Raw genomic sequence first — 25024 nt, forward strand, 5'->3', positions numbered from 1 at the left:
TCACTGTTCGCGCTCGGGCAGCCGCAGCAGCGGAGACCGACCCGGTGGCTGCTCGGGCGACGGGCCGGACGACTCAGCCGGTGGCACCGGCACCGTCACCGGCTCGTCACAGGTCACCCGCAGCAGCTGACCGTGGTGGCGCAGCTCCACCACGTCGTCCGGGCCGCCGTGGCGCAGCGAGTATGTCGTCTGGTGCGGGCGGACATCCACCCGCAGCGCCAGCCCTCGCCACTGCAGGGAGAACTCCAACCGGTTGAGGCGGCTGGAGAGTCGGGGCGCGAAGGACAGCTCACCGTCGTGGTCGCGCAGGCCGCCGAACCCACCGACCAGGGCAAGCCACGCGCCGGCCAACGACGCCATGTGTACGCCGTCGCGGGTGTTCTCGTTGAGGTCGTGCAGGTCCATCAGCGCGGCCTCGCGCAGGTAGGTGTGCGCCAACTCCGGGTGGCCCACCTCGGCCGCGAGCACCGCCTGGGTGCAGGCCGACAACGACGAGTCGCGGACGGTACGGCGCTCGTAGTAGAGGAAGTTGCGCAGCTTCTGCTCGGGGGTGAACGCGTCCCCCCGCCAGTGCATCGCGAGCACCAGGTCGGCCTGCTTCACCACCTGCTTGCGGTACAGCTCGAAGTACGGGTAGTGCAGCAGCAACGGGTACTTCTCCGCTGGCGTGTGCGTGAAGTCCCATTCCTGAAGCCGGGTGAAGCCCTCCACCTGCTGGTGGACGTCGAGCTCCTCGTCGTACGGGACGTGCATGGAGGTGGCGGCGTCCCGCCAGCTCGCGGCCTCCTCGTCGGTGACCCCGAGGTGGAACGCCTCGTCCCGGTAACGCATCACCACGTCGGCGGCGGCGAGCAGGTTCCGCTGCGCCATCAGGTTGGTGTAGACGTTGTCGTTCTTCACGGCGGTGTACTCGTCCGGGCCGGTGACGCCGTCGATGTGGAACTGCCCGTGCCGGTCGTGGTGTCCGATCGAGCGCCACAGTCGGGCGGTCTCCACCAGCAACTCCAGGCCGATCTCCCGTTCCAGCCGGGTGTCTCCGGTGACCATCACGTAGCGGCGCATGGCGTCGGCGATGTCGGCGGCGATGTGGAAGGCCGCGGTGCCGGCCGGCCAGTATCCGGACGATTCCGGCCCCTCGATGGTCCGCCAGGGAAAGGCCGCGCCCCTGAGGTTGAGCGTCTCGGCACGCTCCCTCGCCGAATCCAAGGTGCTGTGCCGCCACTGCAACGCGCTGCGCACCGCGCTCGGCTGGGTGTAGGTGAGCACCGGCAGGACGAACATCTCGGTGTCCCAGAACGCGTGCCCGTCGTAACCGGGGCCGGTCAACCCCTTCGCCGAGATCGGTCGCTGCTCGGCCCGCGCTCCGGCCTGGAGCACGTGGAAGAGGCCGAACCGGACCGCCTGCTGCACCTCCGGGTCGCCCTCGACCAGCACGTCGGACGCGTCCCAGAACTCGTCGAGGTAGTTGCGCTGCTCCCGGTGGAGGCCGTCCCACCCGTCCAGCCGGGCGCCGGCCAGCGCCGCACCGACCTGGTCGCGCAGCGCCGGCAGCGACCGTCGACTCGACCAGCTGTACGTCAGGTACTTGATCACCCGCAGCTTCTCACCGGGTTTGAGCACGCAGGCGATCGTCGTGCGTACCCAGTCCTGGTATCCCTCGGACTCGATGGTGGTGTGGTCCGGGCCGTGCACCTCGTGCTCCATCGCGGCGGCGACCCGCAGCCCGGAGACCTTGGTGCGGTGGATCAGCTGCCCGCCGTCCGGAGTGGTCAGCTCCTCCTCCGCCAGCAGGGGCGACTCCAGCACCGCCGCCACCCGGGGGTCCTTGCTCTGCGCGGGCAGCGACTCGTTGGCCACCAACTCGGACTGCACGATCAGCCGCAGTGGGCCGTCGACGGCCTCCACCTCGTAGCTGATGGCGGCGACCGACCGCTGGGTGAACGAGACCAGTCGGGTGCTGCGGACCTTGACCTCCCGATCGGCCGGCGAGCGCCAGTGCAGCTCCCGGTGCAGGGTGCCGGCCCGCAGGTCGAGGATCCGCTCGTGGGACAGCAGCTCCCCGTAGCGCACGTCCAGCGGCTCGTCGTCGACGAGCAGCCGGAGCAGTTTGCCGTTGGTGACGTTGACGATCGTCTGCCCGGACTCGGGGAAGCCGTAGCCCGCCTCCGCGTACGGCAGCGGACGCAGCTCGTAGAACGAGTTGAGGTAGGTGCCGGGCAGGCCGTGCGGCTCACCCTCGTCGAGGTTGCCGCGCAGGCCGACGTGCCCGTTGGAGAGGGCGAAGACCGACTCGGACTGGGCCAGCACGTCCATGTCCAGCCGGGTCTCCCGCACGTGCCACGGCTCGACCGGGTAGGCCCGCTCCCGGATCACGCGGGACCCCGTTCGCCGGTCGACCGGTGGGCGGCGGTGCGGGCCGGCGGCGAAGGGTCGGCGACGGTGAGCAGGTCGGCCAGGTCCGTCACCACGATGTCGGCGCCGTGCGCGAGCAACTCGTCGGCCTGCCCCACCCGGTCGACGCCGACCACGTAGCCGAAGCCACCAGCGCGGCCGGCGGCCACCCCGGAGAGCGCGTCCTCGAAGACGGCCGCCTGCCTCGGGTCGACGCCGAGCAGCCTGGCCCCGGCGAGGAAGGTGTCGGGGTGCGGTTTGCCGCGCAGCGCCTGGGCGCGGGCGACCAGCCCGTCGACCCGGGCCTCCAGCAGCGGTTCCAGCCCGGCGGCGGCGACCACCTCGGCACCGTTGGCGCTCGCGGTCACCACGGCCCGGCGCAGCCCGGCTTCGGTCGCGGCCTTCAGGTACTGCACCGAGCCCGGGTAGACCTCGACCCCGGAGGTGCGCAGGCGCTGCAACAACAGGACGTTCTTGCGGTTGCCCACGCCGTTGACGGTGTCGGCGTCCGGCGGGTCGTCCGGGCTGCCCTCGGGCAGCACGATCGCGCGGGAGGCGAGGAACGACCGGACGCCGTCGGCGCGGGGTCGTCCGTCGACATAGCGGTTGTAGTCCGGGCCCGGGTCGAACGGCTGGAACGGTTCACCGGAGCGGATGGCCCGCTGTTGGAGGAACTCGTCGAACGTCTGCTTCCAGGCGGCGTTGTGCACACGGGCGGTCTGCGTCAGCACACCGTCCAGATCGAAGAGACAGGCGGTCACGTGAGCAGGTAGGCCCAGCACGGTACGAATCTATCCACCCGGCTGGGCCCGTAAACCCGTTTCGCCCGGCCCGGTCCGGTTCAGTTCGGCCGCAACGTCCAGATCACGGTCATCGCCGACGTCGGCTTGCCGTCCTCGGTTGCGATCTCCACCTGCACGGGGAACTCCGGCCGCCGGCCGGACTCCAGCTCCTCGATCACCTCGAGTGCCGGCCGGCCGAGGCGCGCGGTGGCCAGCACCGGGCCCATGGCGAGCTTCCGGTAGGCGATGTCAGCCCGGACGGCGAGCGGCACGGCCCGGTCGAGCAACTGCCCGAACGCGGCCATGACGACCGCGCCGGAGGCCGTCTCACCGAGGGTGAACATGGCGCCGGCGTGAGGGCCGCCGATGTGGTTGTGGGTGGCGGGCGAGTCGGGCAGCCGGACGACTGCTCGTACCCCACCCTCCGCTTCGGGTGCCACCTCGACGAACTCGAGGCCGAGCGTACGGGCGAAGGGCACCGCTTCCAGCATGCCGGCCGCCACCTGGCGGGAGTCGATGGTCACGGCCTGACGTTACTTGTCGGTAAGTTACGAGGCAAGGCCGCTCGAGCAGAACTCCGGCGTCGCGCGGTGTTCACCCCTCCAACAATCGCCATCCGCCACCGGATCATTCATTTGCGCTAGACGTTTCGGCGGCAATGGAAATTGCTGAACGAGGGAGGAATGCCCCCATGAACATTCGGCGAACACCTGGCATCCATGCGGAGCAGCAGCGGCAATATCCCAGATCAGCGCGGGCGACTGCAACAACGCGGGTTGCTATAACCTGACGCCGAACTGGAGGAACCAATGACGACGCCGACCGCATCCCCCACCCAGAAGATAAGCATTCCCGCCTTGACTGGATTGCGCTGGTTCGCCGCTCTCGCTGTCTTCTTCCATCACTCGGCACCGCACGAGTCGCTGCCGGAGCCGGTCAGACGGATCATGGGGGCCGGCAGCAACGGCGTCACCTTCTTCTTCCTCCTGTCGGGGTTCGTCATCGCGTTGAACTACTTCGACGGCGCCGCACGGCCCACCCCGCGCGGCACGTGGAACTATCTGGTCGGCCGACTGGCCCGGGTCTATCCCCTCTACCTGCTGGTGCTCGTCGTCGTATGGCTGGCCGTGGACCACCATTCCAATGTGAGCCGATTCCTCATCCAGGTTCTCGCACTGCAGTCCTGGCATCCGTCGCTCGTTGTCGCCTACGGAATCAACGCGCCAGGCTGGTCGATCGGCGTCGAGTTCTTCCTCTACGCCTGCTTTCCGCTACTGGTGCTGGCGCTGCGCCCGATCGCCACCAACGCCAGGGCCCTTCTTGCCGTGGCGGCGGCGACGATAGTCGCGGCGTTCGTCCTCGCAGCGCTGTTCCAGCACTTCCGCTACGGGCTGCCCGGCACCAATCCGTTCAGTGCGCACCGCTGGCTCTATCGAACGCCGGCAACCCGCCTGGGGGACTTCACCCTCGGGATGGTGACGGCGCTGCTCCTCCGCCAGGCCAGGCTGTCGTGGCCGGCATCGGCCACCCGGGACCGGGTGTTGATGCCGCTGCTCACGTGGCTTCCCCTCGTGGCGACCCTGCTGCTGATGGCGTGGCCGGAGCGGACGCAGTACTACGCCAGTTACGACGCGATGTGGATGCTCCCGGCGGCCCTGCTCTTCTTCGGCCTGGGGCAGTATCCGCAGGCCGCGCTCGGCCGCTTTCTCGCCACCCGGGTCGTCGTCTTCCTCGGCGAGGTCTCCTTCGCCTTCTACCTGGTGCATCGACCACTGATGCAGATGTTCGGGGCCACGTCCTGGATGGACGACAGCTTCATGGCCTACTTCACCAAGATGACCCTGCTCGTGGTCTTCATCGTTGCCGTCGCGGCCGCGTGCCACTTCCTCTGGGAGCGACCGGCTCAACGGTTCGTCAACCGCCGCTTGAAGATCAAGACGCCGGCCGCACCCAGCAGTAGGCCCGCCACGACAGCATGACCGACGTCAGAGGTTGGCGATCGTGCGCAGGATCTCCGCGTAGAAGTTGCCGTCGATGCTGCGGAAGAAGGAGAAGTCCTGCCCCGGGTCACCGAAGAACGGGCGCAGCGTCCACGCCAACTGGGTGCCGACGAAGCCGAAGAGCAGAATCCAGATGTAGAGCAGGGTCATGCTGGCCGGGCGCTGCGTCGGCTCCCCGCGCCGCACGGGCGGCCGATCCCACGGGCGTTGCCCCGGGCCGTAGCCGGGAGGCACCGTGCCGGGCGGGACCGCAGCGGTCGGCTGGCCGCTCCACTGCGCCGGAACGTGCGCCGGAACCGGCGGGGTGGTCGCGGCACCGTTCGAGGTCGACCCGGCCACCGCGGCTCCGGCCGGCACGGCCACCGGTTCGGCGGCCTGACCACCGCCCGGCGCGGCAGCCGGGTCGGCCGATACGGCGGCGGGCACGGCCTGAGCCGGGGCCTGGACGTTGACAGGTGCCGGGGCGTGCACGTCGGCCTGGGTCCTGGCGGGCTCCGGCGCGAGCAGGCCGTGGTCGTTGAGCACCTGCATCCCGCCGGTCAGGAAGCGCAGCCCGACCAGCGCCGACAGGGTCAGGATCGCCACGTTGAGCAGCTTGAAGAACCCGTAGTCAGGCGCGGTGATCAGGAAGAAGAGGCTGATCGGCGCGAACGCCACCGCGAGCATCGAGGTGACTGTGATCGCCACCATCACCAGCGCCAACGACTGACGCACCGACAGCCGGGCGCCGAAGACCAGGTTGAACAGGTAGAGCGTGGGCAGGCAGATGGCCAGCGTGACCAGGAACAGCAGTGGCAGCTTCAGCGCCGAGGTCAGCGCCATCAGCGGGCTGTGGAAGGCGCCCAGCACCGCGCCGTAGCAGGCCAGCGCGACGGCGGAACTGGCCAGCATCCGCCCGGTCAGCGCGTTGAGGTCACCCTCGGCCACGATCTGCTGCCAGATGCCCGCGCGATCTCGCAGGATCCGCTCGATGACGAGCGGACTGGGACGGTCACCCGACACGGATGCACCCCTCTCGGTGGTCTTTCACAGTGGACTGGGTGCGCAGACGGTAGGACACCGGGTGGCCGGCCCGCCACCCCGCTACGGCGAGTCGTCAGCGCCAACCCACGTCGATCCGGGCCCCGCGCTCGTCGAAGAAGTGCAGCGCGTCCATCCGGACCGAGACGGCGAGCGGGTGACCGGCGCTGACCGCCGGGTACGGTGCCAGCCGCACCGCCAACTCCGCCGGGCGCCGGTGGTGCCGGCCCGGGTCGGGGAGCACGCTGGTCTGGGTGCCGCCAACCGGAGGTGCCTGCGGCTCCACCGGCTTGCCGGTGAGCCGCTGCATCACCGAGCCGAACCGACGCAGGCCGCGCTGGCCGACCGGCGGCGGGTCGAGCGGGGCACCCATCTCGTCGACCATGATCGCGGTCGCACCGATGTCGAGGAACGCCAACGACTCGTGCCCGTGGTGCTCCAGGTAGCGGATCCGCCCCCGCAGCACGTCCCCAGGGCTGTCCGGAGAGACCGGGGTGAGCGCCTCGGCCCGCATCCCGACCACGATCCGCTCACCGTGGTAGTGCGCCACCGCCCGACTGCGAATGTCGTTCCAGGGCAGGTAGAGCGACTGGTCACCGAGGTTCAGCGTCACGTACCGGTCGAGGTGGACGTAGACCGACGCCTCCAGCAGGTTCATCCGCGGGCTACCCAGGAAGGCGGCCACGTAGAGCGTCGCCGGCCGGCCGTACACCTGGGTGGGTGTGCCCACGTCCTGGAGGACGCCGCGGCGCATGATGGCCACCCGGTCGGCCATGGTGAGCGCCTCGGCCTGGTCGTGGGTGACGTAGACGGTGGTGACGCCCAACTCCCGGGTCAGGCCCGAGATCTCCGCGCGCAGCTCCGCGCGGAGGCCGCTGTCCAGGTTGGAGAGCGGCTCGTCCATCAGGAACAGGCCGGGCCGCCGGACGATGGCGCGGCCCATCGCCACCCGCTGCCGCTGGCCGCCGGAGAGCTGACCCGGCTTGCGGGACAGCACGTCACCGATGCCCAGGGCACTCGCCACGTCGCTGACCCGCTCGCCCCTCGGTTCCGGCTCGATCCCGGCCAACCGCAATGGAAAGGCGATATTGTCGCCGACGGTCATGTGCGGGTAGAGCGCGAAGTCCTGGAAGACCATGGCGATCTTGCGATCCCGTGGGGGAAGGTCGTTCGCCAACTCCCCGTCGAGCATGACCGCGCCCTGAGTCGGGTCCTCCAAACCGGCGATCATCCGCAGCACTGTCGACTTGCCACAGCCGGACGGCCCGAGGAGCACCATGAACTCGCCGTCGTTCACATCGAGATTGATGCTGTCGACGGCCAGTGTGCCGTCCCTGAAGACCTTGCTGACATCCTTGAGCGTGACGGTGCTCACCGTCGTCCCCCCCAGCTCGTCTCTGCCGACCCAGAAGACTGTGACCAGGATCATGCGTTTCGCACATCGGGTAAACGTCTCATGTTTGGCGGATGACGCTGCCATTACACGACACATACGATCAGCAGCGCGAAGAGCGCACACTCGGCTCCCCCAGGAAAACGTGGCGCACCACCCGTTCCGCCGCGTGCCCGTCGTCCAATGTGCAGAACCGGCGTCGAAAATGCGCACGGGCCTTGGCGGCGGTGTCCGAGCGCACCTGGTCGGTGCGGAACAGGTCGACCAGATCGGCGAAGGTGGTGGCCACCGCGCCGGGCGGCTCGGCCGTCACGTCGAAGTAGACACCCCGAGCCAACCGGTACGCCTCCCAGTCCGGGGCGTACAGCACGATCGGCCGGTCGAGTACCGCGTAGTCGAACATCGCCGACGAATAGTCGGTGATCAACACGTCGGCGACCAGGTAGAGGTCCTCCACCCGCTGGTAGCCGCTGACGTCGCGGACCCGTTCCCAGTCCACCGGCCGGCCCGGACGCCGGTCCCGGTCATGGAAGTAGTGGCTGCGCATCAGCAGCCGGCCGGAGTCACCAAGCGCCCGCACGAACCGGTCCGGGTCGAACGGCGGCCGGTAGCCGGGTAGGTGTTCACGGTGCGTCGGGGCGTACAGGACGACCTGCTCGTCGGGGCCGATGCCGAACTCCGCACGCAGTCGGCGCACCTCCTCCGGGCCAGCCGTGGCCAGGCGGTCGTTGCGCGGGTAGCCCACCTCCAGGGTCGTGTACGTGGCCGGGTAAGCCCGGTCCCACATCTGGGTGGAGAAGCTGTTCGCGCTCACGCTGTAGTCCCAGCGGTCCACCCGGCGCAGCAGCCCGGCGAAGTCCATCTGGCCCGCGCCGATCGGGTAGCGCTGCTGGTCCAGCCCCATCACCTTGACCGGGGTGCCGTGGTGGGTCTGCAGGTGCACCTGCTCCGGCCGCTTGCGGACAAAGTCCGGAAAGTTGACGTTGTTGACCAGCCACCGGGCGCGGGCCAGCACCCGGTAGTACGCCGGGGTGCCGGCCACCACGTACTCCACCCCGGCCGGCACGCTGTCCACCCGGTCCCGGCGCACGATCCACACGCCGCGCACCCCCGGCGCCAACGTCCGGGCAGCCTCGTAGATCGCCGCCGGGTTGCAGGAGTAACCCCGGAACCAGTACGCGGCATACACCGCGAGCGTCGGGTCGACCGGCCGCCGCAACTCGGCCCGGTAGTACTCGCGCAGCAACCCGTCACGGGTCAGCCGGGCACCGCGGCGGGCGACCGGGCCGACCCGCCGCCGAGCGGTGCGAGCCTGCCGGCGGGCGGCGTCGCGCGCCCGACTGGCGGCCCGTAACGCGCTGAACGTACGCCAGCGGCCGGAGGCGACGAGCCGGTGCTTGACCCCCTCCACCCCGTCCGGCACGGGGTAGCCACCGGGCGGCAGCCAACGCTCGTAGTCGGCGGTGATCTGCGCGAAGAACGCCGGCCGCAGCTCCGGGGCGATCCGCTGACCGTTGCCGAGCACGGTCAGGTAGTGCCAGATCATCCGCTCGAAGACCGCCGGCCGCAGCGCCTCCGTCGCCGGCCCCCGCTCGTCCATCAGGTGGAAGACCCGATGCCACTGTGGGAAGACCTCGAAGTGGCGGTCACCCCGGGTCCGGGTGATCGCGCCGGCGCGGCGTTGCCGGTAGTTGACGCAGACCCGATCGAGTACGCCGATCCGCTCCGCCGCCATCAGCACCGGGTAGCTGAACGAGACGTCCTCGTACCAGCCCGGGACGAAGCGCAGGCCCAGGTCGACCAGGAACTCCCGGCGGACCAGGCGGTTCCACGCGGTGTGCAGCAGGTGCATCGCCTCCGGCCGGTCCCGCAGCCGGAAGGTCTCCGCGCCGGGCGACTCCGGAAACACCTCGGCCATCGCGCTGCGGGTGGCGGTGTCGTTCCAGTGGGTGCGCACATGGTCGACCAGCAGCACGTCCGGGCGGGTCGCCCGTAACCGCTCGGCGACCTCGGTCAGGCACTCCGGGGTCAGCCAGTCGTCCCCGTCGAGGAACCACACGTACTCGCCGGCGGCCCGGTCCAGCCCGATGTTGCGGGCTGGACCGAGGCCGACGTTCTCCGACAGCCGAACCGAGCGGACCCGCTGGTCGCGGGCCGCGTACTCGTCGATGATGTCGCCGCTGGCGTCCGGCGAGCAGTCGTCGACGGCGATCACCTCGATGTCGGTCTCCGGCTGACCGAGGACGGAGTCCAGGCACTCACGCAGGTATCCCTGCACGCGGAAGGCCGGCACCACGAAGCTGATCAGGGTCATCCGGCCGTCCCTCCGTCAGCGCGGCGCGGCACCTCCAGCGCCCACCGGCGCGACCGACGCCCGCGCGCTACGGGCCGGTCGCACGAACCAGGCCAGGACGACGCTCACCACGAAAACCACGAGAAGGTACGCACCGAGTGTAGCCAGCCCGCTACCCGCCATGCCGACAATCGCCGTGAGGGCCAACAGCGCCGAGCGCCCCTCCCAGCCCAGCGTGGCCGCGTGCAACGGCGGTGCCGCCTGCCGCTTCTCCAGCCGGGCGGTCAGGTCGTAGTGGTGCACGGTGAGCACGAAGACGTACCCGAAGATCAGCCAACCCGGCGCTCCGCCGACCACCCCGACCGCGATGGCGAACAGGTACTCGGCGGCCCGCAACGCCGCGGGGACCAGCCAGTCCAGTGGCCCGTTGTGGGCGGCTCCCGCACCCAGGCCGCCGACCAGCAGCACCAGCAGCGCCACCGGCACCGCCCAGCGCAGCCCGTCCGGCGAGCCGCCCCACAGCGCCGCGACCAGCAGCACCGCCGGGCCGAGCGCGGCGATCACCGCCAGGGTGAGCGGCCCCATCGGGCGGACCACCGGCAGCCACCGGGCCAACGGGCCGTCGTCCCGGTGCAGGGTGGTGTCGACCGTGTCCAGCACCGGAACCCACATCCAGCGGGCCCGCAAGGTGCGCAGAGCCCCGGTGTACGCGAACGCCAGCACACCCCACACGAGCACCGCGATCAGGCTGACCAGCGGGTTGAACAGCGCCACGGTCAGCGCGATCAGCGCCCAGCGCTCGCCGATCGGGAAGACCACGGTCCGCTTCAGCCAGTACGACACCGACCCGGTGTCCGCCTGCACCCGGGTCGACGCCGCGTTGAGCCGGTCGCCGATCCCGCCGCTGGCACCCGTGGGCGTCCGGGGCCGGCGGGCCGCCTCGTCGTGCAGCACCCCGTACCAGGTGTCGGTCATGTGCCGGACGGTCTGCAAGGTCATCGCGGCGATCGCCAGCGCCCAGCCGTTGCCCAACCCGGCGTGGCTGACGCCGAAGCCCAGCCCGGCGTAGACCAGGTACTCCTTCGCCCGGTCCGCCATCGTGTCCAGCCAACCACCCCAGGCGCTGAAGTGCCGGGTGTAGCGGGCCAACTGGCCGTCCACGCAGTCCAGCACGAAACCGAGGTAGAGCAGCACCGCGCCACCGACCAGCGCGGGCCGCCCACCGACCCCGAACAGCACCGCCGCGGCCAGCGCGAACAGTACCGAGATCACCGTCACCCCGGTCGGGGTGAGCCGGAGCCGGGCCGCCAACCGGACCACGTACGGCGACCAGGTGCTGACGAAGTAGGTGGAGAAGAAGTCGTCCCTCTCCTTCACCGACAGCCGCAGCTCGGCCCGGTCCTCGTCCACCGCCGTCACCGCCGCCTCGGCAGCGGTCAGCTCGGCCGTGTCCTCGACCCGGCGGGCGACGAGCAGGCGTACCCGCTGGGCGAAGACCAGGGTGCCGAGCGCCGCGAGACCCGCGAAGAGCCGGTCCACGGCGGACCCGGGGCCACCCGCCGCGGCCCGGGCGGCGGCGGCCAGGGTCGGCAGGTCGTCCACGCCGACCCGCAGCGCGCCACCGAACACGCCGGTGGCGTCCCCGTCGAGGGCGTCCAGCGGACCGGCGTCGACCACCTGGCCGCGTTCCTCCCGCACGGCCGCCCGCCCGGGCACCGGCGGGTCGCCGAGCACCAGCGCCACCGTGGGCCCCACCGGGCTGGTGGCCAGGTGCCGCAGTACGGCGGTGTGCGCCACCAGGTCGGTGCCGGTGACCAGCACGGGGGCGGTGGCGGTGGCGACCAGCGCGGTCACCTCGTCGAGGGTGGCCGCGAAGCGCACGTCGTCCGCCCCGGCCTGACGCAACTGGGCGGCCAGGCGGTCGGCCAGCGACTCACCGGTCGCGGTGGCCAGGCCCGCCGCCGTGGACCCGGCGGCGAGCACGATCGCGAGCGTCACCGCTGGACCGCGGCGTGGTACGCGTCGAGCGCCTCGGCAATGGTGCCGTCGAGCGTCAACCGGCCCGCGTCGAGGTACAACCCCCGACGACAGAACCGGGTCAGGTCCTTTTCGTTGTGTGACACCAACACCAGCGTGCGCCCCTCCCCGAGCAGACGATCAATCGTCGCGTAACACTTCTTGCGGAACTCCGCGTCTCCGACCGCGGTCACCTCGTCCATCAGCAGGATCGGGTGCGGCAGGTGCGAGATGATCGCGAAGCCGAGCCGCACCTTCATGCCCGACGAGTAGTGCCGCACCGACGTGTCGATGGCCCGCTCCACCTGCTCACCGGCGAACTCGACGATCTCGTCGAAGTGCCGCTTCAGGTAGCTCGTCGACAGCCCGTGCAGCCCACCGACCAGGTGCAGGTTCTCCCGCCCGGTCAGGTCGTTGGAGAAACCGGCGGACAACTCCAGCAGCGGCGCCACCGCGCCGTGCACCCGGATGCTGCCCTCGTCCGGGATGAGCACCCCGGCGATCAGCCGCAGCAGGGTGCTCTTGCCGGTGCCGTTGCGGCCGATCACGCCGACCGTCTCGCCGGGCTCGATGGTGAACGACACGTCCCGCAACGGCCAGAACTGGCCGGGCAGGGCACCACGTGCACCCCGGTGGATGAACAGCTCCCGCAGGCGCAGTTGACGGCGACGGTTCCGGACGAACCGGATGCCTAGCCCGTCGGCCTCGATGATCGGCGTGGCCACGGTCAGAGTTCCTTGAGCACGGCGGGTTCCAACCGGCGGAACGACCACCAGCCGGCGGCCAGCACCAGCACGCTGCCGACGACGGTGGTGGCGAGCAGCCGGGCGTCCGGGAACTCGTCCGGGTACCAGATCGCGTGGTGCAGCTGGAAGATCCCGACGAGTGGATTCAGCTCGTACACCACCTTCAGCCAGCCGGGCAGGCCGGACTCCCGGACCAGGCTGAGCGGATAGATGATCGGCGTGGCGTAGAAGAGCACCCGGATGATCAGCCGCATCAACCGCTCGACGTCGCGCATCAGCACGTTCCACGCCGACAGCAGCAGGGCGAGCCCGGTCAACAGGACGGCCTGGACCAGCACCGCCAGCGGCAGGGAGAGCAACGACCAGCCGGGATGGATCCGACCGTGCACCGCGTAGATCACCGCGATGGCGATCAGGATCGGCAGGCCGGCCGCGTACTCGGCGAACCGGCCGGTGACCCGACCGATCGGAAAGACCTGACGAGGCACGTTCATCGTGATGATCAGCCGGGACTGGCCGGTCAGCGCGTTGGTCGCCTCACTCAGCGCCGAACTGGTCCACATCCACGCGAAGATCCCGGTGATCAGGAACAACGGGTACGACTCGGCGGCCTCGCCGAGGTGCCGTCCGGTGTCGCGGGAGTAGAGCACGCCGAACACGAACCAGTAGATGGCGCCCATGCCGAGCGGCTCGATCAACGACCAGAAGTAGCCCAGCACCGACTGCTGGTACTTGACCGCCAGGTCCCGTCTGACCAGGATGCGCAGCGAGTTGCGGTGCGACCACAGGGCCGCGACGCCAGAGGTCACCGCAGCCTCCCGCCTCCTGAAAACGGACGCCAGGTTAGCAGTCGGTGAACGAATGCCCCGAATCGACCGGGCTCAGCACTCGATCACGTTGACGGCCAGACCGCCACGCGCCGTCTCCTTGTACTTGACCTTCATGTCGGCGCCCGTCTCCCGCATGGTCTTGATGACCTTGTCCAGCGACACCTTGTGCACACCGTCGCCGCGCAGCGCCAGCCGGGCGGCCGTGATCGCCTTGATGCTAGCCACCGCGTTCCGCTCGATGCAGGGGATCTGCACCAGGCCACCCACCGGGTCACAGGTCAACCCGAGGTTGTGCTCCATCCCGATCTCGGCCGCGTTCTCCACCTGCTCCGGGGTGCCGCCGAGCACCTCGGCCAACCCCGCCGCCGCCATCGAGCACGCCGAACCGACCTCACCCTGACAGCCGACCTCCGCGCCGGAAATCGAGGCGTTCTCCTTGAACAGCACGCCGATCGCGCCGGCCGTCAACAGGAACCGCACCACCCCGTCCTCGGACGCCCCCGGCACGAACCGGGTGTAGTAGTGCAGCACCGCCGGGATGATCCCGGCCGCACCATTGGTCGGCGCGGTGACCACCCGGCCACCTGCGGCGTTCTCCTCGTTGACCGCGAGCGCGAACAGCGTCACCCAGTCCATGGCGTGCAGCGGGTCGGGCGTCCCGGCGTCCGCCTCCAGGCCGCGCCGCAGCTCCGCCGCGCGCCGCCGGACCTTCAACCCCCCAGGGAGTACGCCGTCGCGCTCGCAGCCGCGCTGCACGCACTCCCGCATCACCCGCCAGATCTCCAGCAGGCCGGCCCGGATATCCGCCTCGCTGCGCCAGGAACGCTCGTTGGCCAGCATCACCTCGCTGATCGACAAACCCGTGCGGGTGGTGACGTCGAGAAGTTGCGCCCCGGTCAGGAACGGGTACCGCACCACCGTGCTGTCCGGCTTGATCCGGTCCGCGCCCGCCGCGGCCTCGTCCACCACGAACCCGCCGCCGACGGAGTAGTAGGTGCGGCTACGCACCTCGACACCGGCCCCGTCGTACGCCGCGAAGGTCATCCCGTTCGGGTGGTACGGCAGCGACCGGCGGCGGTGCAGCGTCAGGTCCCGGTCGGGTTCGAAATCGATCTCGTGCGCGTCCAGGATGCTGATCCGCCGCTCGGCCCGGATCCGCTCGATGCGAGGACCAACGGTGTCCGTGTCGACCGTCTCCGGCGACTCGCCGGCCAGACCCAGCAGGACCGCCGGACCGCTGCCGTGGCCGTGACCGGTGGCGCCCAGCGAGCCGAACAACTCGGCCTGCACCCGCGCGACGTCACTGAGCAACCCGTCGGCCTTGAGCCCGGCGACGAACGTACGCGCCGCCCGCATCGGCCCCACCGTGTGCGAGCTGGACGGCCCGATACCGACGCTGAAGAGGTCGAAAACACTGATCATGGCTGCGCTTCCTCGCCGTCGTCCCGGCGTACGGAACCGGCCGGGTCGTGGCCACCGGTAGGCGGCCCCGCTCGTGACCGCCCGGGGAGTGGGTTGCGGCCATCCGGGGTGTGGATGGCCGATCTGCCAGCCTACCCGCCCAGCTCACGGCCCACCCGGCCACCGCGAGGTGAACACCCACGCGCCGGCCAGCCGCCACCGACCCGCCGCCCACCGGCCCACCGGCCCGCCGCCCGCCGCCCACCGGCCCGCCGCCCACCGCCTACCCGGACCACCCGGGCCACCCGGCCACCCGGGCCACCCGGGCCACCCGGACCACCCGGACCACCCGGACCACCCGGCCACCCGGCCACCCGGCCACCCGGCCACCCGGCCACCCGGCCACCGCAAGATCGTGCTCGATCCATGTTCCAGTGGTCTTGGGTCGTCATCGAGGCCACTACATTCAGGATCGAGCGTGATCTTCACCAGCTTTCCCGCGCGGTGGCCTCGCCGGCGGTCTGGGGTTCGCGGCCTCGCCGGCGGATCGGGGTCCCGGGTGTGCTGCGGCAGGCGTCAGGAGGGGGCTGCCCGGGTAAAGCACCTACGGGTCCACGGGTTGCCGCTCCTCCTCGGGACCGAGGGCGAGCTGGTCACCCCCTTCTACCGTGGATTGCAGACGCGGCGCACCGCCGCAGAGTGGGAGTACGACGATGAGTCGCAAACTGGTCCGGCCCCGCGAGGGGCGCATGCTCGCCGGTGTCTGCGCCGGCCTCGGTCGGCGGTTCGGCATGTCCGCCGGGATGGTCCGGCTGCTGTTCCTGCTGTCCCTGCTGCTGCCCGGCACGCAGGTGATCGTCTACCTGGTCCTCTGGGTTCTCATGCCAAATGAGGATCGCTACCTCGCCTCCACCGGCCACTGACCTGCCCAACCCCACTGACCTGCCCCAACCCCGCTTCGAGGCCGGGCCAGGCGGCAACTTCGGCGAAGTTGCTGCCTCCCGGCCGCCTGAGCCACCAACATCCCCGAAGTTGCGCGGATCTTGGCGGGTGGCGGGCGCGGGGGGCGCGTGGCGAGCGCGGAGCGGGCCGGCGGCCCGCAGGGGGCGCGGAGCGGAGCGGGCGCGGCGACCCATGGCGCGGAGCACGGCGGGCGCGGCGGCCCGCGGCGGGTGCGTGCGGAAGCGCCCGCCCAGAAACCGAGCGCCCGGGCCGTCGGCCCACCCGCGGGGCATCACGAGGAAGCGCCCGCCCGGACGAGAGTCGGGGCGGGCGCATCGCCTTACGAGGGGTGGAGCAGGTCAGGGAGCGACGTAGGTGACCGTGATCTGTTGGTAGCCGAGGGAGCGGAGCAGCCCCTCCAGCATCTTGCGGGTGTTCTCCTCGGCTCGGGCGGAGAGACCACTGTCGCGGGCGGCGGCGGTGATCCGCTCTTCGGCGAGCTGGTACACCTGCTGCTGCCGGTTGGGGTCGTTGCCGACCAGGTCACCGAGCCGGTTGAGCAGACCGCGCTGCTCCGCGAAGACGTAGCTCTTCTCCATGTCGAGGTTGGTCTCGCCGAGCTGCGGCGCCGGCAGCTTGATCTCGACGGACTTGCCGTCGGCCGACTGGACGATGGCACCGTCAGCGATCTTGGTGAAGTCGACGTACGCCTCGACACTGCCGGCCCCGACGAACAGGGTGCGCTCGTTGAGCAGGAAATCCGGAACGTTGCGCCGGTCGTTCTGGGTGTCGACCACGACCTGGAAGTTGCCCTCGGCGGCCACGTAGCGGCTGAGGTCCTGGATCGACTTCAGCAGCGTCGGCTGGCTGCGGTCGGTCTGCTCCTTGGCGAACGGGTTGCGGAACTCCGGCAGGAAGCCGGTCGCCTGAATGCCGAGCAACACCACCACGGCCAGCGCGGCGGCGCCGAGCAGCAGGAGCAGGCCACGGGCCGCCCCACCACCGCCGCCGGCCGCCGGGGTGCCGGGGCCGCCAAAGCCTCCGGAGCCGTCGCCCGGTGTCTCCATGGTCGGCTCGGGTGTCGCGGCCGACCGCTCCTTGAGGTCGTCACCGGTCGGGTAACCGGGGAACTCCCTCGTGGGCTCGTTGGTGCCAGCGTCGCGGGCCATCACGCTCACCGTCCTTGTCAGACACGTCGTCTGTCATTGACGGTACGGCCCCCGTACGACAGTCGCTCGTTGAGCGTCCGGAAAGCACAAACGGGCAGGTCAGGCGAACGCGGAGAGCCCGGTGAGCCGCTGCCCCACGACCAGTTGGTGAATCTCGGACGTGCCCTCGTACGTCAGCACGCTCTCCAGGTTGTTGGCGTGCCGCATGATCGGGTATTCACCGGAGACACCGTTGGCGCCGAGGATGGTGCGGCACTGCCGCGCGATGGCCAGGGCTTCCCGCACGTTGTTCAACTTGCCCACGCTCACCTGGTCGGGTCGCAGCCGGTGGGCGTCGGCGAGCCGGCCCAGGTGCAGCGCGAGGAGTTGCCCCTTCACCAGCTCGACGGCCATGTCGGCGAGCTTGGCCTGGGTGAGCTGGAAGCCGGCGAGCGGACGACCGAACTGGGTACGGGTGCCGGCGTACGCCAGGGTGGTTTCCAGGCAGTCACGGGCGGCGCCGACCGCGCCCCAGACGATGCCGTACCGGGCCTCGGTGAGGCAGCTCAGCGGCGCCTTGAGCCCGATCGCCTCGGGCAGTCGGGCGTCCGCCGGGAGCCGGACCTCGTCGAGCACGATTTCGCCGGTCACCGACGCGCGCAGCGACATCTTGCGGCGGATCTCCCGGGCTGTGACGCCGGGAGTGTCCATGGGTACGGCGAAACCCCGTACGCCCTCGTCGGTGCGCGCCCAGATCACCGCGACGTCCGCGATCGGGGCGTTGGTGATCCACATCTTCCCGCCGGTGAGCACCCAGTCGTCGCCGTCCCGGCGGGCCCGGGTGGCCATCGAGGCGGGGTCGGAGCCGTGATCCGGCTCGGTCAGGCCGAAACAGCCGATCGCCTCACCGGTGGCCATCGACGGCAGCCAGCGTTGCTTCTGTTCCTCGCTGCCGTAGCGCCAGATGGCGTACATGGCGAGCGATCCCTGCACCGACACCAGGGAGCGGAGGCCGGAGTCGCCGGCTTCCAGTTCCTGGCAGGCCAGCCCGTACGCGACAGCGGAGGCGCCCGCGCATCCGTAACCCGTGAGGTGCATGCCGAGCAGGCCGAGTTTGCCGAACTCCCGGGCCAGCTCGCGGGCCGGCACCTGGCCCTGCTCGTACCAGTCGGCGACGTGTGGGCGTACCCGGTCGTCGACGAGCTGGCGGACGACGTCGCGGATCTGCCGCTCTTCGTCGGTGAGCGACGGGTCCAGGTCGAGCAGGTCCAGCGGAGCGGTCATGGACGCCACCCTAACGAACGCTCAGGACGCGGAAGAAGAGCTCGTCACTCGACCGGCTCGGAGAGCACCAGCACCCGGGCGTGGATCTGGTTGCGCTGCTGCAGGGCGGCGCGCAACGCACGGTGCAGACCGTCCTCCAGGTAGAGCCCGCCGTTCCACTGCACGACGTGCGGGAAGAGGTCACCGTAGAAGGTGGAATCCTCGGCGAGCAGCTTGTCGAGCGCCAGCTCACGCTTGGTGGTGATCATCTGGTCCAGGCGCAGTGGCCGGGGCGGAATCTCCGCCCACTGCTTGAGCGTCAGATTGTGCTCCGGATAGGGACGCCCGTCCCGGACCGCTCTGAAGATCACGACGGCACGCTCCCCTCCCCGTGGCCGGGCCGACCGACGGCGCCGAGCCGGGCCGCGGCGGGCACCGCGCGGCGCGGCACCGATGACCGTGCCAGCCTAGCCGCCCAGCGCACGCTGCGTTTCGCTCCCTGATGTCAGTTTCACTACCGGTCGTCCGATCCTCAAGCGGACAAACGGGACGGCATGCTCAGCTCCACCGGCCGCGCCGCACCACCTCGTCCATCGGACGACGCCCTCGACGCAGCGACGGTGACCTATGGTCGGCCGCTCGGTAACCGATTGTGACGGCACCGATGGGTTGGTACTCCTCCGGCACGCCGAACGCGTCCCGGTAGGTGGCCAACCGCTGCGGCGGAATGCCGAAGAAGCAGGCCCCCAACCCCTCGTCCACGGCGGTGAGCAGCATCAACAGCGCCGCGAAGCCGGTGTCCACGTGCCAGTACGGCACCGGCCAGCGGTCGACGGACCGGTCCGTCCACCCCTTGTCCGGCTCCGCGTACCGTCGCAGGTAGGCCGACTCGTTGGAGTGCGGCACCACGATCAACGGTGCCCGGCGCATTCCGGCCAGCCAACGCTCCCGCCCACCGCCGTCCGGTGTGGTGGCGGCCCAGAACCGCTCCCGGTCGGCTGGCTCGTCCAGGACCAGGAAGCCCCAGCCCTGGGCGAAGCCGGCCGACGGTGCGCGGACCGCGTGGTCGAGCAACCGGTCCACCACGTCGGGCGGGACCGGACGGTCCGGGTCGTAGTTGCGCACCATGCGCCGACGCCGGACGACCTCGGCGAACTCCATCAGGCCCCGGGCCGGATGCCCCAGGCACCCCGCCAGGTCGTACCAGGCTTCAGCGTGAGCACGTCCCGGCCCGAGCGGAACGCGTCCGGAGGGCAGGTCATCGGCTCGATCGCCACCGAACGGCGGTGCCGCTCACCGGTGAGGGCGTCCCCGGTGAACACCTGCCACCAGCCGAACTCGGCGTCCGCCCAGATGCTGACCCCCGCCGAATCGTCCGGCGCGGCCAGGCTGACCGACGAGCCGCCGTCGCCGTCGCGGATCACCTCGCCGAAGCAAAGATCCAGCTCCTTGGCGCCGATCGGGCGCGGGCTGGTCCAGTCGTACTCGGTCCCGGCCACCGGGGTCGCGCCGACCGGCAGCAACCGGCCGTCCACCAGCAGCCGGGTACGGGTCGGCAGCCGCATGACCAGGTCGTCGACCGCGACGCCCGGCAGTTGCAGGTACGGGTGCACGGAGAAGCCAAACGGCGCGGCCTCCTCGCCGGTGTTGGTCACCTCGTGCTCGACGCGCAGCCCGTCCGCGCCGACGCTCCAACGGCTGAGCAGCCGCAACGGCCACGGGTAGCCGGGCTGCGGCGGAAGGTCGTAGCCGACGGTCACGGCGTCCTCGGACTGCTCCAACAGACGCCACGGCACCCAGTTGACCAGCCCGTGGATGGCCACGTGCCGCTCCGGCTCGGTCAGCGGGAGCTGGTGCGTCCGCTCCCCGAACGCGTAGCGGCCGTCGCGGATCCGGTTCGGCCAGGGCGCCAGCACCTGCCCGGCGCAACCCGGGCTGACCTCGTCGGTCCGGTACCCGTCGACCAGGTCGACGCCGTCGTGCCGGTACGTCCGGAGCCCACCGCCCACCTCCACGATGACGGCCTCGTGACCGGCGGCGGAGATGGTCCACTGGGCGCCGGAGAACGGGCGCTGATCGGGGCTTTCCATGCCGGCGACCCTAACCGGTCAGGTCCGGTCGCCGCTCGACGCCGTCACCGCCCGGTAGCGCAGCAGCGCCGGGAACGCCACCGCGAGCACCACCACGAGCACCGCCGAGGCGAGCCCACCGGCCACCCAGGCCACCCCGCCGCCGAAACCGGCGGCCATCGTGCCGGCCCGCAGGTCGCCCAGGCGTGGGCCGCCGGCCACCACCACCGTGTTGACGCCCTGGAGTCGTCCGCGCATCCGGTCCGGGGCGTAGACCAGCAGCATCGACTGGCGCAGCACCGCGCTGATCAAGTCGGCGGCACCGGCCACGGCGAGCAGGGCCACCATCAGCCACAGTTGGTGGGCGAGACCGGCTGCGGCGATCGCCAGGCCCCAGCCGACCACCGCGAGCACCAGGCCGACGCCCTGCCGGCGGAGTCGGCCGATCCAGCCGGAGGTCAGCCCACCGATCATCGAGCCGATCGCGATGGCGCTGTAGAGCAGGCCGACCGCCCCACCGCCGCCGAACCGTTCGTGGGCGATCTCCGGGAAGAGCGCCCGCGGCATGGCGAGGATCATCGCGATCAGGTCCACACCGAAGGACAGCAGCAGTACGGGTGTGCTGGCCAGGTAACGGAACCCGTCGACGACGCTGGCCAGGCCGGCACGGCGGACCTGACCGTCCTCGGTCGGTTCGGGCGGCAGCTTGGGCAGTCGCAGCGCGGCCCAGAGCATCGCGGTGAACAGCAGCGCGTCCACCCCGTACGCGATCGGCAGGACCACCGCGGTGTCCGGCGACGCGGAGAGAATCAGGCCGGCGGCGAGCGGCCCGGCCACCGAGGCGGCGGTGAACGTCGTGTAGTTCAGGGTGGTGGCGGATGCCACCAGGTTCTCCGGCACCAGGCGGGGCAGCATGGCGCTGCGGGCCGGCGAACTGATCGCGAACGCCACGGACTGCACCGCCATCAGCGCCAACAGCAGCACCGGGCTGCCCACGTCCAGCAACGCCTGGACGAGCAGGCCGAGAGTGGATGCCCAAAGCAACAATGAGCCGGCGAGCAGCACCGCCCGACGGTCGCGGGCGTCGGCCACCGCGCCGCCCCAGAGCCCGAAGATCAGCAACGGTACGAACGCCGCCACGCCCAGCAGACCCACCCAGAACGAGTCCCGGGTCAGGGCGTACATCTCCACCGGGACCGCGACTGCGGTGAACTGGAAACCGAACATCGCCACGGTGTTGCCGAGCCACAGCCGCCGGTACGCGGGCACGCGCAGCGGACGTACGTCGATCGCCCAGCGGCGCGCTCCGCGCGGCCGGGCCTCCTGCACACCCGTCACGGCGCCAACCGCTCGACGGTCCAGCCACCCTCGTCGAGGCGGCGGAAGCGGATCCGGTCGTGCAACCGACCGGCCCGGCCCTGCCAGAACTCCACCGACTCGGGGTGCACCCGCAACCCGCCCCAGTGCGGCGGGGTCGGGATCTCCGCCTCGCCGGCGAACTGCTCGGTCACCTCCTGGTAGCGCTCCTCCAGCGCCGACCGACCCGACACCACCTGGGACTGTGGGCTGGCCCAGGCACCCAGTTGGGAGCCGCGCGGCCGGCTGGCGAAGTACGCCTCGCTCGTCGCACGGTCGACCTGCGCGACCCGCCCGGCGACCACCACCTGACGCTGCATGGGAAACCACGGAAAGACCAGGCTGGCGTACGGGTTGGCGGACGTTTCGACGCCCTTGCGCGACAGGTGGTTGGTGAAGAAGACGAAGCCCTCCGGGTCGTACCCCTTCAACAGCACCGTCCGGCCGCTCGGCCGGCCGGCCGGGTCCGCGGTGCCCACCACCATCGCGTTCGGTTCGGGCAGCCCGAAGGCCACCGCGTCGGTGAACCACCTGTCGAACTGGCTGTGCCAGTCGGCGGCCAGGTCAGCCTCGGTCAGGCCCACGTCCGCGGCGTACTCGTTACGCATCGCAGCCGGGGCGGGTGTGTCACCCGTCACGTCCCCACTCCTTCTCGGCGCGCCGGCCAGCGCCCTCCCGCGCTGGCCAGCCCGCACTGCCCAGTCTCACCGAGTGGAGCGGAGATTGCGCGCCCGGGGATGTCGCGTGCAGCACAGTCGCAGCGGGTCGCGTATCCCTTACTCAGCAGGCAGTATGTTCCGAACACATCCCTGAGGGTCGCCTAAGGCGCTCGGCCGACCGGGCCGGATGAGCTGTTCGGGCGCACCGACCAGATCCAGGAGAGCGACATGGCCGATTTCAAACCCGGGCTGGAGGGCGTCGTCGCCTTCGAGACCGAGATCGCCGAACCTGACCGTGAGGGTGGTGCGCTGCGCTATCGCGGGGTCGACATCGAGGATCTGATCGGCCAGGTGTCGTTCGGCAACGTGTGGGCGCTGCTGGTCGACGGCCGGTTCGGGCCGGGTCTGCCGCCGGCGGAGCCGTTCCCGGTGCCGGTGCACTCCGGTGACATCCGCGTCGACGTGCAGTCCGCGGTCGCCATGCTGGCCCCGTACTGGGGGCTGGACCAACTGTTGGACATCTCCGACGAACAGGCCCGTGAGGATCTCGCCCGGGTCTCGGTGACCGCGCTCTCCTTCGTCGCCCAGTCCGCCCGGGGCCTCGGTCTGCCCGCGGTGCCGCAGAAGGAGATCGACAAGGCGCAGACCATCGTCGAGCGGTTCATGAAGCGCTGGCGCGGCGAACCCGACCCGCGGCACGTCAAGGCCGTCGACGCGTACTTCATCTCGGCCGCCGAGCACGGCCTGAACGCGTCCACCTTCACCGCTCGCATCGTCGCCTCCACCGGGGCGGACGCAGCCGCCTGCATCTCCTCCGGCATCGGCGCCCTCTCCGGTCCGCTGCACGGCGGGGCCCCGTCCCGGGTGCTCAGCATGCTGGAGGCGGTGGAGCGCAGCGGCGACGCGGAGGGCTACGTCAAGGGCGTACTCGATCGCGGTGAGCGGTTGATGGGCTTCGGCCACCGTGTCTACCGGGCCGAGGACCCGCGCGCCCGCGTGCTCCGGCGTACGGCCAAGGAGCTGGGCGCGCCGCGCTTCGAGATCGCCGAGGCGCTGGAGAAGGCCGCCCTCGCCGAGTTGCAGGCCCGCCGCCCGGACCGGGTGCTGGCCACCAACGTCGAGTTCTGGTCGGCCGTGGTGCTGGACTTCGCCGAGGTGCCGGCGCACATGTTCACCTCGATGTTCACCTGCGCGCGGATGGGCGGTTGGAGCGCGCACATCCTGGAGCAGAAGCGTCTGCAGCGGCTGGTACGCCCGTCCGCCCGCTACGTCGGCCCGGAGACCCGCAAGCCGTCCGACGTCGAAGGCTGGGCCGCCATCCCGCACGGCGTCTGAGCGGTAAGGAAGGGCCCCTTCTTAACGCCTGGCGTATAGGAGGGGCCCCTTCTTAACACGAGCCGGGCAGGTGCCGTCGAGGTGTGGCGAAGGCCTCAGAGCTGCCCGCAGGGGCCCGGCGTCCACCGATGGGTCCGGGTGCGAGGATGAGGGCCGGCAGTGTCGCCGGGCCCGCCCTCGCCCTTGCGGAAGGATCTTGAAGACCGTGGCTGACGCACCGACCATCCGGATTCCCGATGACATCAAGCCCGCCGACGGACGTTTCGGCTGCGGCCCGTCCAAGGTCCGCCCCGCGGCGGTGTCCGCACTGGCCGAGGTCGCGACCAGTTACCTGGGCACCTCGCACCGGCAGAAGACGGTCCGTGACCAGGTGGCCCGGCTGCGCTCCGGCATCGCCGAGTTCTTCTCGCTGCCCGAGGGCTACGAGGTCGTGATCGGCAACGGTGGCACCACCGCGTTCTGGGAGGTCGCCACCTTCGGCCTGATCCGCGACCGGGCCCAGTTCGCCAGCTTCGGCGAGTTCGGCGCCAAGTTCGCCAAGTCGGTCAAGGACGCGCCGTTCCTGGGCGAGCCGACCGTCCGCAAGGCCGACGCGGGCAGCGCGCCGACCCTGGTCGCCGAGTCCGGCGTGGACGCGTACGCGACGCCGCAGAACGAGACCTCGACCGGCGTGGCCGTCCCGATCAGCCGGGTGGCCGGTGCGGACGAGGGCGCGTTGCTGCTGGTCGACGCGACCTCCGGCGCGGGTGGCCTGGAGGTCAACGTCGGTGAGACCGACGTCTACTACTTCGCCCCGCAGAAGTGCTTCGGCTCCGACGGTGGCCTCTGGTTGGCTCTGATGTCGCCGGCCGCGCTGGATCGGGCCGCCGAGATCAAGGCGTCCGGGCGCTACATTCCGGCCTTCTTCGACCTGGTCACCGCGATCGACAACTCGCGGCTGGAGCAGACCTACAACACCCCGGCGCTGGCCACCATCTTCCTGGCAGCCGAGCAGACCGACTGGATGAACGCGCAGGGTGGCCTGGCGTGGGCGGCCAAGCGCACCGCCGAGAGCGCCGCCACGGTGTACGGCTGGGCGGAGCGTTCCACGGTCGCCACCCCGTTCGTCACCGACCCGGTACTGCGCTCCAACGTGGTCGCCACGATCGACTTCGCCGACGGGGTGGACGCCACGGCCATCGCGAAGGCGCTGCGCGCCAACGGCATCGTGGACACCGAGCCGTACCGCAAGCTCGGCCGCAACCAGCTCCGGGTAGCGCTCTTCCCGGCGGTCGAGCCGGCCGATGTCGAGGCGCTGACCGCGTCCATCGACTACGTGGTCGAGCGACTCTGACGTTCGTCACGGTCGGTGTCCGTTGGGGCCTCCACGGACACCGACCG

22 protein-coding genes are annotated in these 25024 nt (G+C 70.8%); 4 read left to right on the forward strand and 18 right to left on the reverse strand.

The annotated features are described in order from the left end of the window. Genes ABGB10_RS21120 through ABGB10_RS21130 form a run of 3 tightly spaced genes read right to left on the reverse strand, consistent with a single transcriptional unit; the run spans position 1 to position 3697 of the window. Positions 1 to 2373, reverse strand: a complete 2373-nt coding sequence (locus ABGB10_RS21120; protein WP_347662599.1) for a glycoside hydrolase family 65 protein — start codon at positions 2371 to 2373, stop codon at positions 1 to 3. Next, positions 2370 to 3173: a beta-phosphoglucomutase family hydrolase gene (locus tag ABGB10_RS21125; protein WP_347662600.1), complete on the reverse strand. Its 804-nt coding sequence runs from the start codon at positions 3171 to 3173 to the stop codon at positions 2370 to 2372. The genes ABGB10_RS21120 and ABGB10_RS21125 overlap by 4 nt, the downstream gene beginning before the upstream one ends. 59 nt (positions 3174 to 3232) lie before the next feature. Continuing rightward, positions 3233 to 3697, reverse strand: coding sequence for a DUF4442 domain-containing protein (locus ABGB10_RS21130; protein WP_347662601.1), 465 nt, complete (start codon positions 3695 to 3697; stop codon positions 3233 to 3235). 333 nt (positions 3698 to 4030) lie between these two features. On the opposite strand from ABGB10_RS21130, the gene ABGB10_RS21135 reads away from it, so the two are divergent. Next, positions 4031 to 5152: an acyltransferase gene (locus tag ABGB10_RS21135; protein ID WP_347662602.1), complete on the forward strand. Its 1122-nt coding sequence runs from the start codon at positions 4031 to 4033 to the stop codon at positions 5150 to 5152. Between the two features lie 6 nt (positions 5153 to 5158). Here the strand turns inward: ABGB10_RS21135 and ABGB10_RS21140 are convergent, their stop codons facing one another. The 8 genes from ABGB10_RS21140 to ABGB10_RS21175 form a co-directional block, all read right to left on the reverse strand. Continuing rightward, a complete protein-coding gene (locus ABGB10_RS21140; RefSeq protein WP_347662603.1) occupies positions 5159 to 6175 on the reverse strand; it encodes a hypothetical protein in 1017 nt (338 codons plus the stop codon). A 94-nt stretch (positions 6176 to 6269) separates the two neighbouring features. Then, on the reverse strand, positions 6270 to 7568 hold the full coding sequence (locus tag ABGB10_RS21145; RefSeq protein WP_347662604.1) for an ABC transporter ATP-binding protein: 1299 nt from the start codon (positions 7566 to 7568) through the stop codon (positions 6270 to 6272). 121 nt (positions 7569 to 7689) lie between these two features. Next, positions 7690 to 9900, reverse strand: coding sequence for a bifunctional glycosyltransferase family 2 protein/CDP-glycerol:glycerophosphate glycerophosphotransferase (locus tag ABGB10_RS21150; RefSeq protein WP_347662605.1), 2211 nt, complete (start codon positions 9898 to 9900; stop codon positions 7690 to 7692). Between the two features lie 15 nt (positions 9901 to 9915). Continuing rightward, positions 9916 to 11832 carry a DUF5941 domain-containing protein gene (locus tag ABGB10_RS21155; RefSeq protein ID WP_347662698.1) on the reverse strand — a complete coding sequence of 639 codons (1917 nt, stop codon included), beginning with the start codon at positions 11830 to 11832 and terminating at the stop codon, positions 9916 to 9918. A gap of 41 nt (positions 11833 to 11873) precedes the next feature. Then, a complete protein-coding gene (locus ABGB10_RS21160; RefSeq protein WP_347662606.1) occupies positions 11874 to 12620 on the reverse strand; it encodes an ABC transporter ATP-binding protein in 747 nt (248 codons plus the stop codon). Positions 12621 to 12622: 2 nt separating this feature from the next. Further along, complete coding sequence (locus ABGB10_RS21165) at positions 12623 to 13450, reverse strand: ABC transporter permease (RefSeq protein ID WP_347662607.1); 828 nt, start codon at positions 13448 to 13450, stop codon at positions 12623 to 12625. Positions 13451 to 13522: 72 nt separating this feature from the next. Next, entirely contained in the window at positions 13523 to 14893 is a 1371-nt protein-coding gene (locus tag ABGB10_RS21170; RefSeq protein ID WP_347662608.1) for an L-serine ammonia-lyase, read from the reverse strand. A 262-nt stretch (positions 14894 to 15155) separates the two neighbouring features. After that, positions 15156 to 15278: a hypothetical protein gene (locus ABGB10_RS21175; RefSeq protein ID WP_347662609.1), complete on the reverse strand. Its 123-nt coding sequence runs from the start codon at positions 15276 to 15278 to the stop codon at positions 15156 to 15158. Between the two features lie 307 nt (positions 15279 to 15585). Between ABGB10_RS21175 and ABGB10_RS21180 the strand changes: the two genes are divergently transcribed. Next, positions 15586 to 15795, forward strand: a complete 210-nt coding sequence (locus ABGB10_RS21180) for a PspC domain-containing protein (RefSeq protein WP_347662610.1) — start codon at positions 15586 to 15588, stop codon at positions 15793 to 15795. 378 nt (positions 15796 to 16173) lie between these two features. Here ABGB10_RS21180 and ABGB10_RS21185 read toward each other — a convergent pair whose 3' ends face one another. The 7 genes from ABGB10_RS21185 to pdxH all read right to left on the reverse strand — a co-directional run bounded on the left by ABGB10_RS21185 (position 16174) and on the right by pdxH (position 22258). Next, the gene (locus ABGB10_RS21185) at positions 16174 to 16983 is read right to left on the reverse strand and encodes a DUF4230 domain-containing protein (RefSeq protein WP_347662611.1); all 810 of its coding nucleotides are present in this window, start codon (positions 16981 to 16983) and stop codon (positions 16174 to 16176) included. A 99-nt stretch (positions 16984 to 17082) separates the two neighbouring features. Continuing rightward, the gene (locus ABGB10_RS21190; protein WP_347662612.1) at positions 17083 to 18246 is read right to left on the reverse strand and encodes an acyl-CoA dehydrogenase family protein; all 1164 of its coding nucleotides are present in this window, start codon (positions 18244 to 18246) and stop codon (positions 17083 to 17085) included. Between the two features lie 44 nt (positions 18247 to 18290). Then, positions 18291 to 18596, reverse strand: a complete 306-nt coding sequence (locus tag ABGB10_RS21195) for a type II toxin-antitoxin system VapB family antitoxin (RefSeq protein WP_151487978.1) — start codon at positions 18594 to 18596, stop codon at positions 18291 to 18293. A gap of 187 nt (positions 18597 to 18783) precedes the next feature. After that, positions 18784 to 19386 carry a nitroreductase family protein gene (locus tag ABGB10_RS21200; protein ID WP_347662613.1) on the reverse strand — a complete coding sequence of 201 codons (603 nt, stop codon included), beginning with the start codon at positions 19384 to 19386 and terminating at the stop codon, positions 18784 to 18786. Next, positions 19386 to 20315: an aldose 1-epimerase family protein gene (locus ABGB10_RS21205; RefSeq protein WP_347662614.1), complete on the reverse strand. Its 930-nt coding sequence runs from the start codon at positions 20313 to 20315 to the stop codon at positions 19386 to 19388. The genes ABGB10_RS21200 and ABGB10_RS21205 overlap by 1 nt, the downstream gene beginning before the upstream one ends. Before the next feature lie 18 nt (positions 20316 to 20333). Then, positions 20334 to 21632, reverse strand: a complete 1299-nt coding sequence (locus ABGB10_RS21210) for an MFS transporter (RefSeq protein WP_347662615.1) — start codon at positions 21630 to 21632, stop codon at positions 20334 to 20336. Further along, entirely contained in the window at positions 21629 to 22258 is a 630-nt protein-coding gene (gene pdxH, locus ABGB10_RS21215; RefSeq protein ID WP_347662699.1) for a pyridoxamine 5'-phosphate oxidase, read from the reverse strand. Before pdxH ends, ABGB10_RS21210 begins: the two co-directional genes overlap by 4 nt. A gap of 279 nt (positions 22259 to 22537) precedes the next feature. Between pdxH and ABGB10_RS21220 the strand changes: the two genes are divergently transcribed. Both ABGB10_RS21220 and serC read left to right on the forward strand, forming a co-directional pair. Then, positions 22538 to 23644 carry a citrate synthase 2 gene (locus ABGB10_RS21220; RefSeq protein ID WP_210792504.1) on the forward strand — a complete coding sequence of 369 codons (1107 nt, stop codon included), beginning with the start codon at positions 22538 to 22540 and terminating at the stop codon, positions 23642 to 23644. A 205-nt stretch (positions 23645 to 23849) separates the two neighbouring features. Next, on the forward strand, positions 23850 to 24977 hold the full coding sequence (gene serC, locus ABGB10_RS21225) for a phosphoserine transaminase (protein WP_347662616.1): 1128 nt from the start codon (positions 23850 to 23852) through the stop codon (positions 24975 to 24977). The last annotated feature ends 47 nt before the right edge of the window (positions 24978 to 25024 follow it).

It is taken from the genome of Micromonospora sp. B9E7, assembly GCF_039871815.1.
Classification (GTDB): Bacteria; Actinomycetota; Actinomycetes; order Mycobacteriales; family Micromonosporaceae; genus Micromonospora.

Excerpts from the sequence above, each read along its gene's own strand:
- ABGB10_RS21220 (WP_210792504.1), top strand. The coding sequence starts at position 22,538 with ATGGCCGATTTCAAACCCGGGCTGGAGGGCGTCGTCGCCTTCGAGACC.
- ABGB10_RS21190 (WP_347662612.1), bottom strand. The coding sequence starts at position 18,246 with ATGACCGCTCCGCTGGACCTGCTCGACCTGGACCCGTCGCTCACCGAC.
- ABGB10_RS21180 (WP_347662610.1), top strand. The coding sequence starts at position 15,586 with ATGAGTCGCAAACTGGTCCGGCCCCGCGAGGGGCGCATGCTCGCCGGT.
- ABGB10_RS21185 (WP_347662611.1), bottom strand. The coding sequence starts at position 16,983 with ATGGCCCGCGACGCTGGCACCAACGAGCCCACGAGGGAGTTCCCCGGT.
- pdxH (WP_347662699.1), bottom strand. The coding sequence starts at position 22,258 with ATGCGTAACGAGTACGCCGCGGACGTGGGCCTGACCGAGGCTGACCTG.
- ABGB10_RS21200 (WP_347662613.1), bottom strand. The coding sequence starts at position 19,386 with ATGGAGTTCGCCGAGGTCGTCCGGCGTCGGCGCATGGTGCGCAACTAC.
- ABGB10_RS21150 (WP_347662605.1), bottom strand. The coding sequence starts at position 9,900 with ATGACCCTGATCAGCTTCGTGGTGCCGGCCTTCCGCGTGCAGGGATAC.
- ABGB10_RS21205 (WP_347662614.1), bottom strand. The coding sequence starts at position 20,315 with ATGGAAAGCCCCGATCAGCGCCCGTTCTCCGGCGCCCAGTGGACCATC.
- ABGB10_RS21170 (WP_347662608.1), bottom strand. The coding sequence starts at position 14,893 with ATGATCAGTGTTTTCGACCTCTTCAGCGTCGGTATCGGGCCGTCCAGC.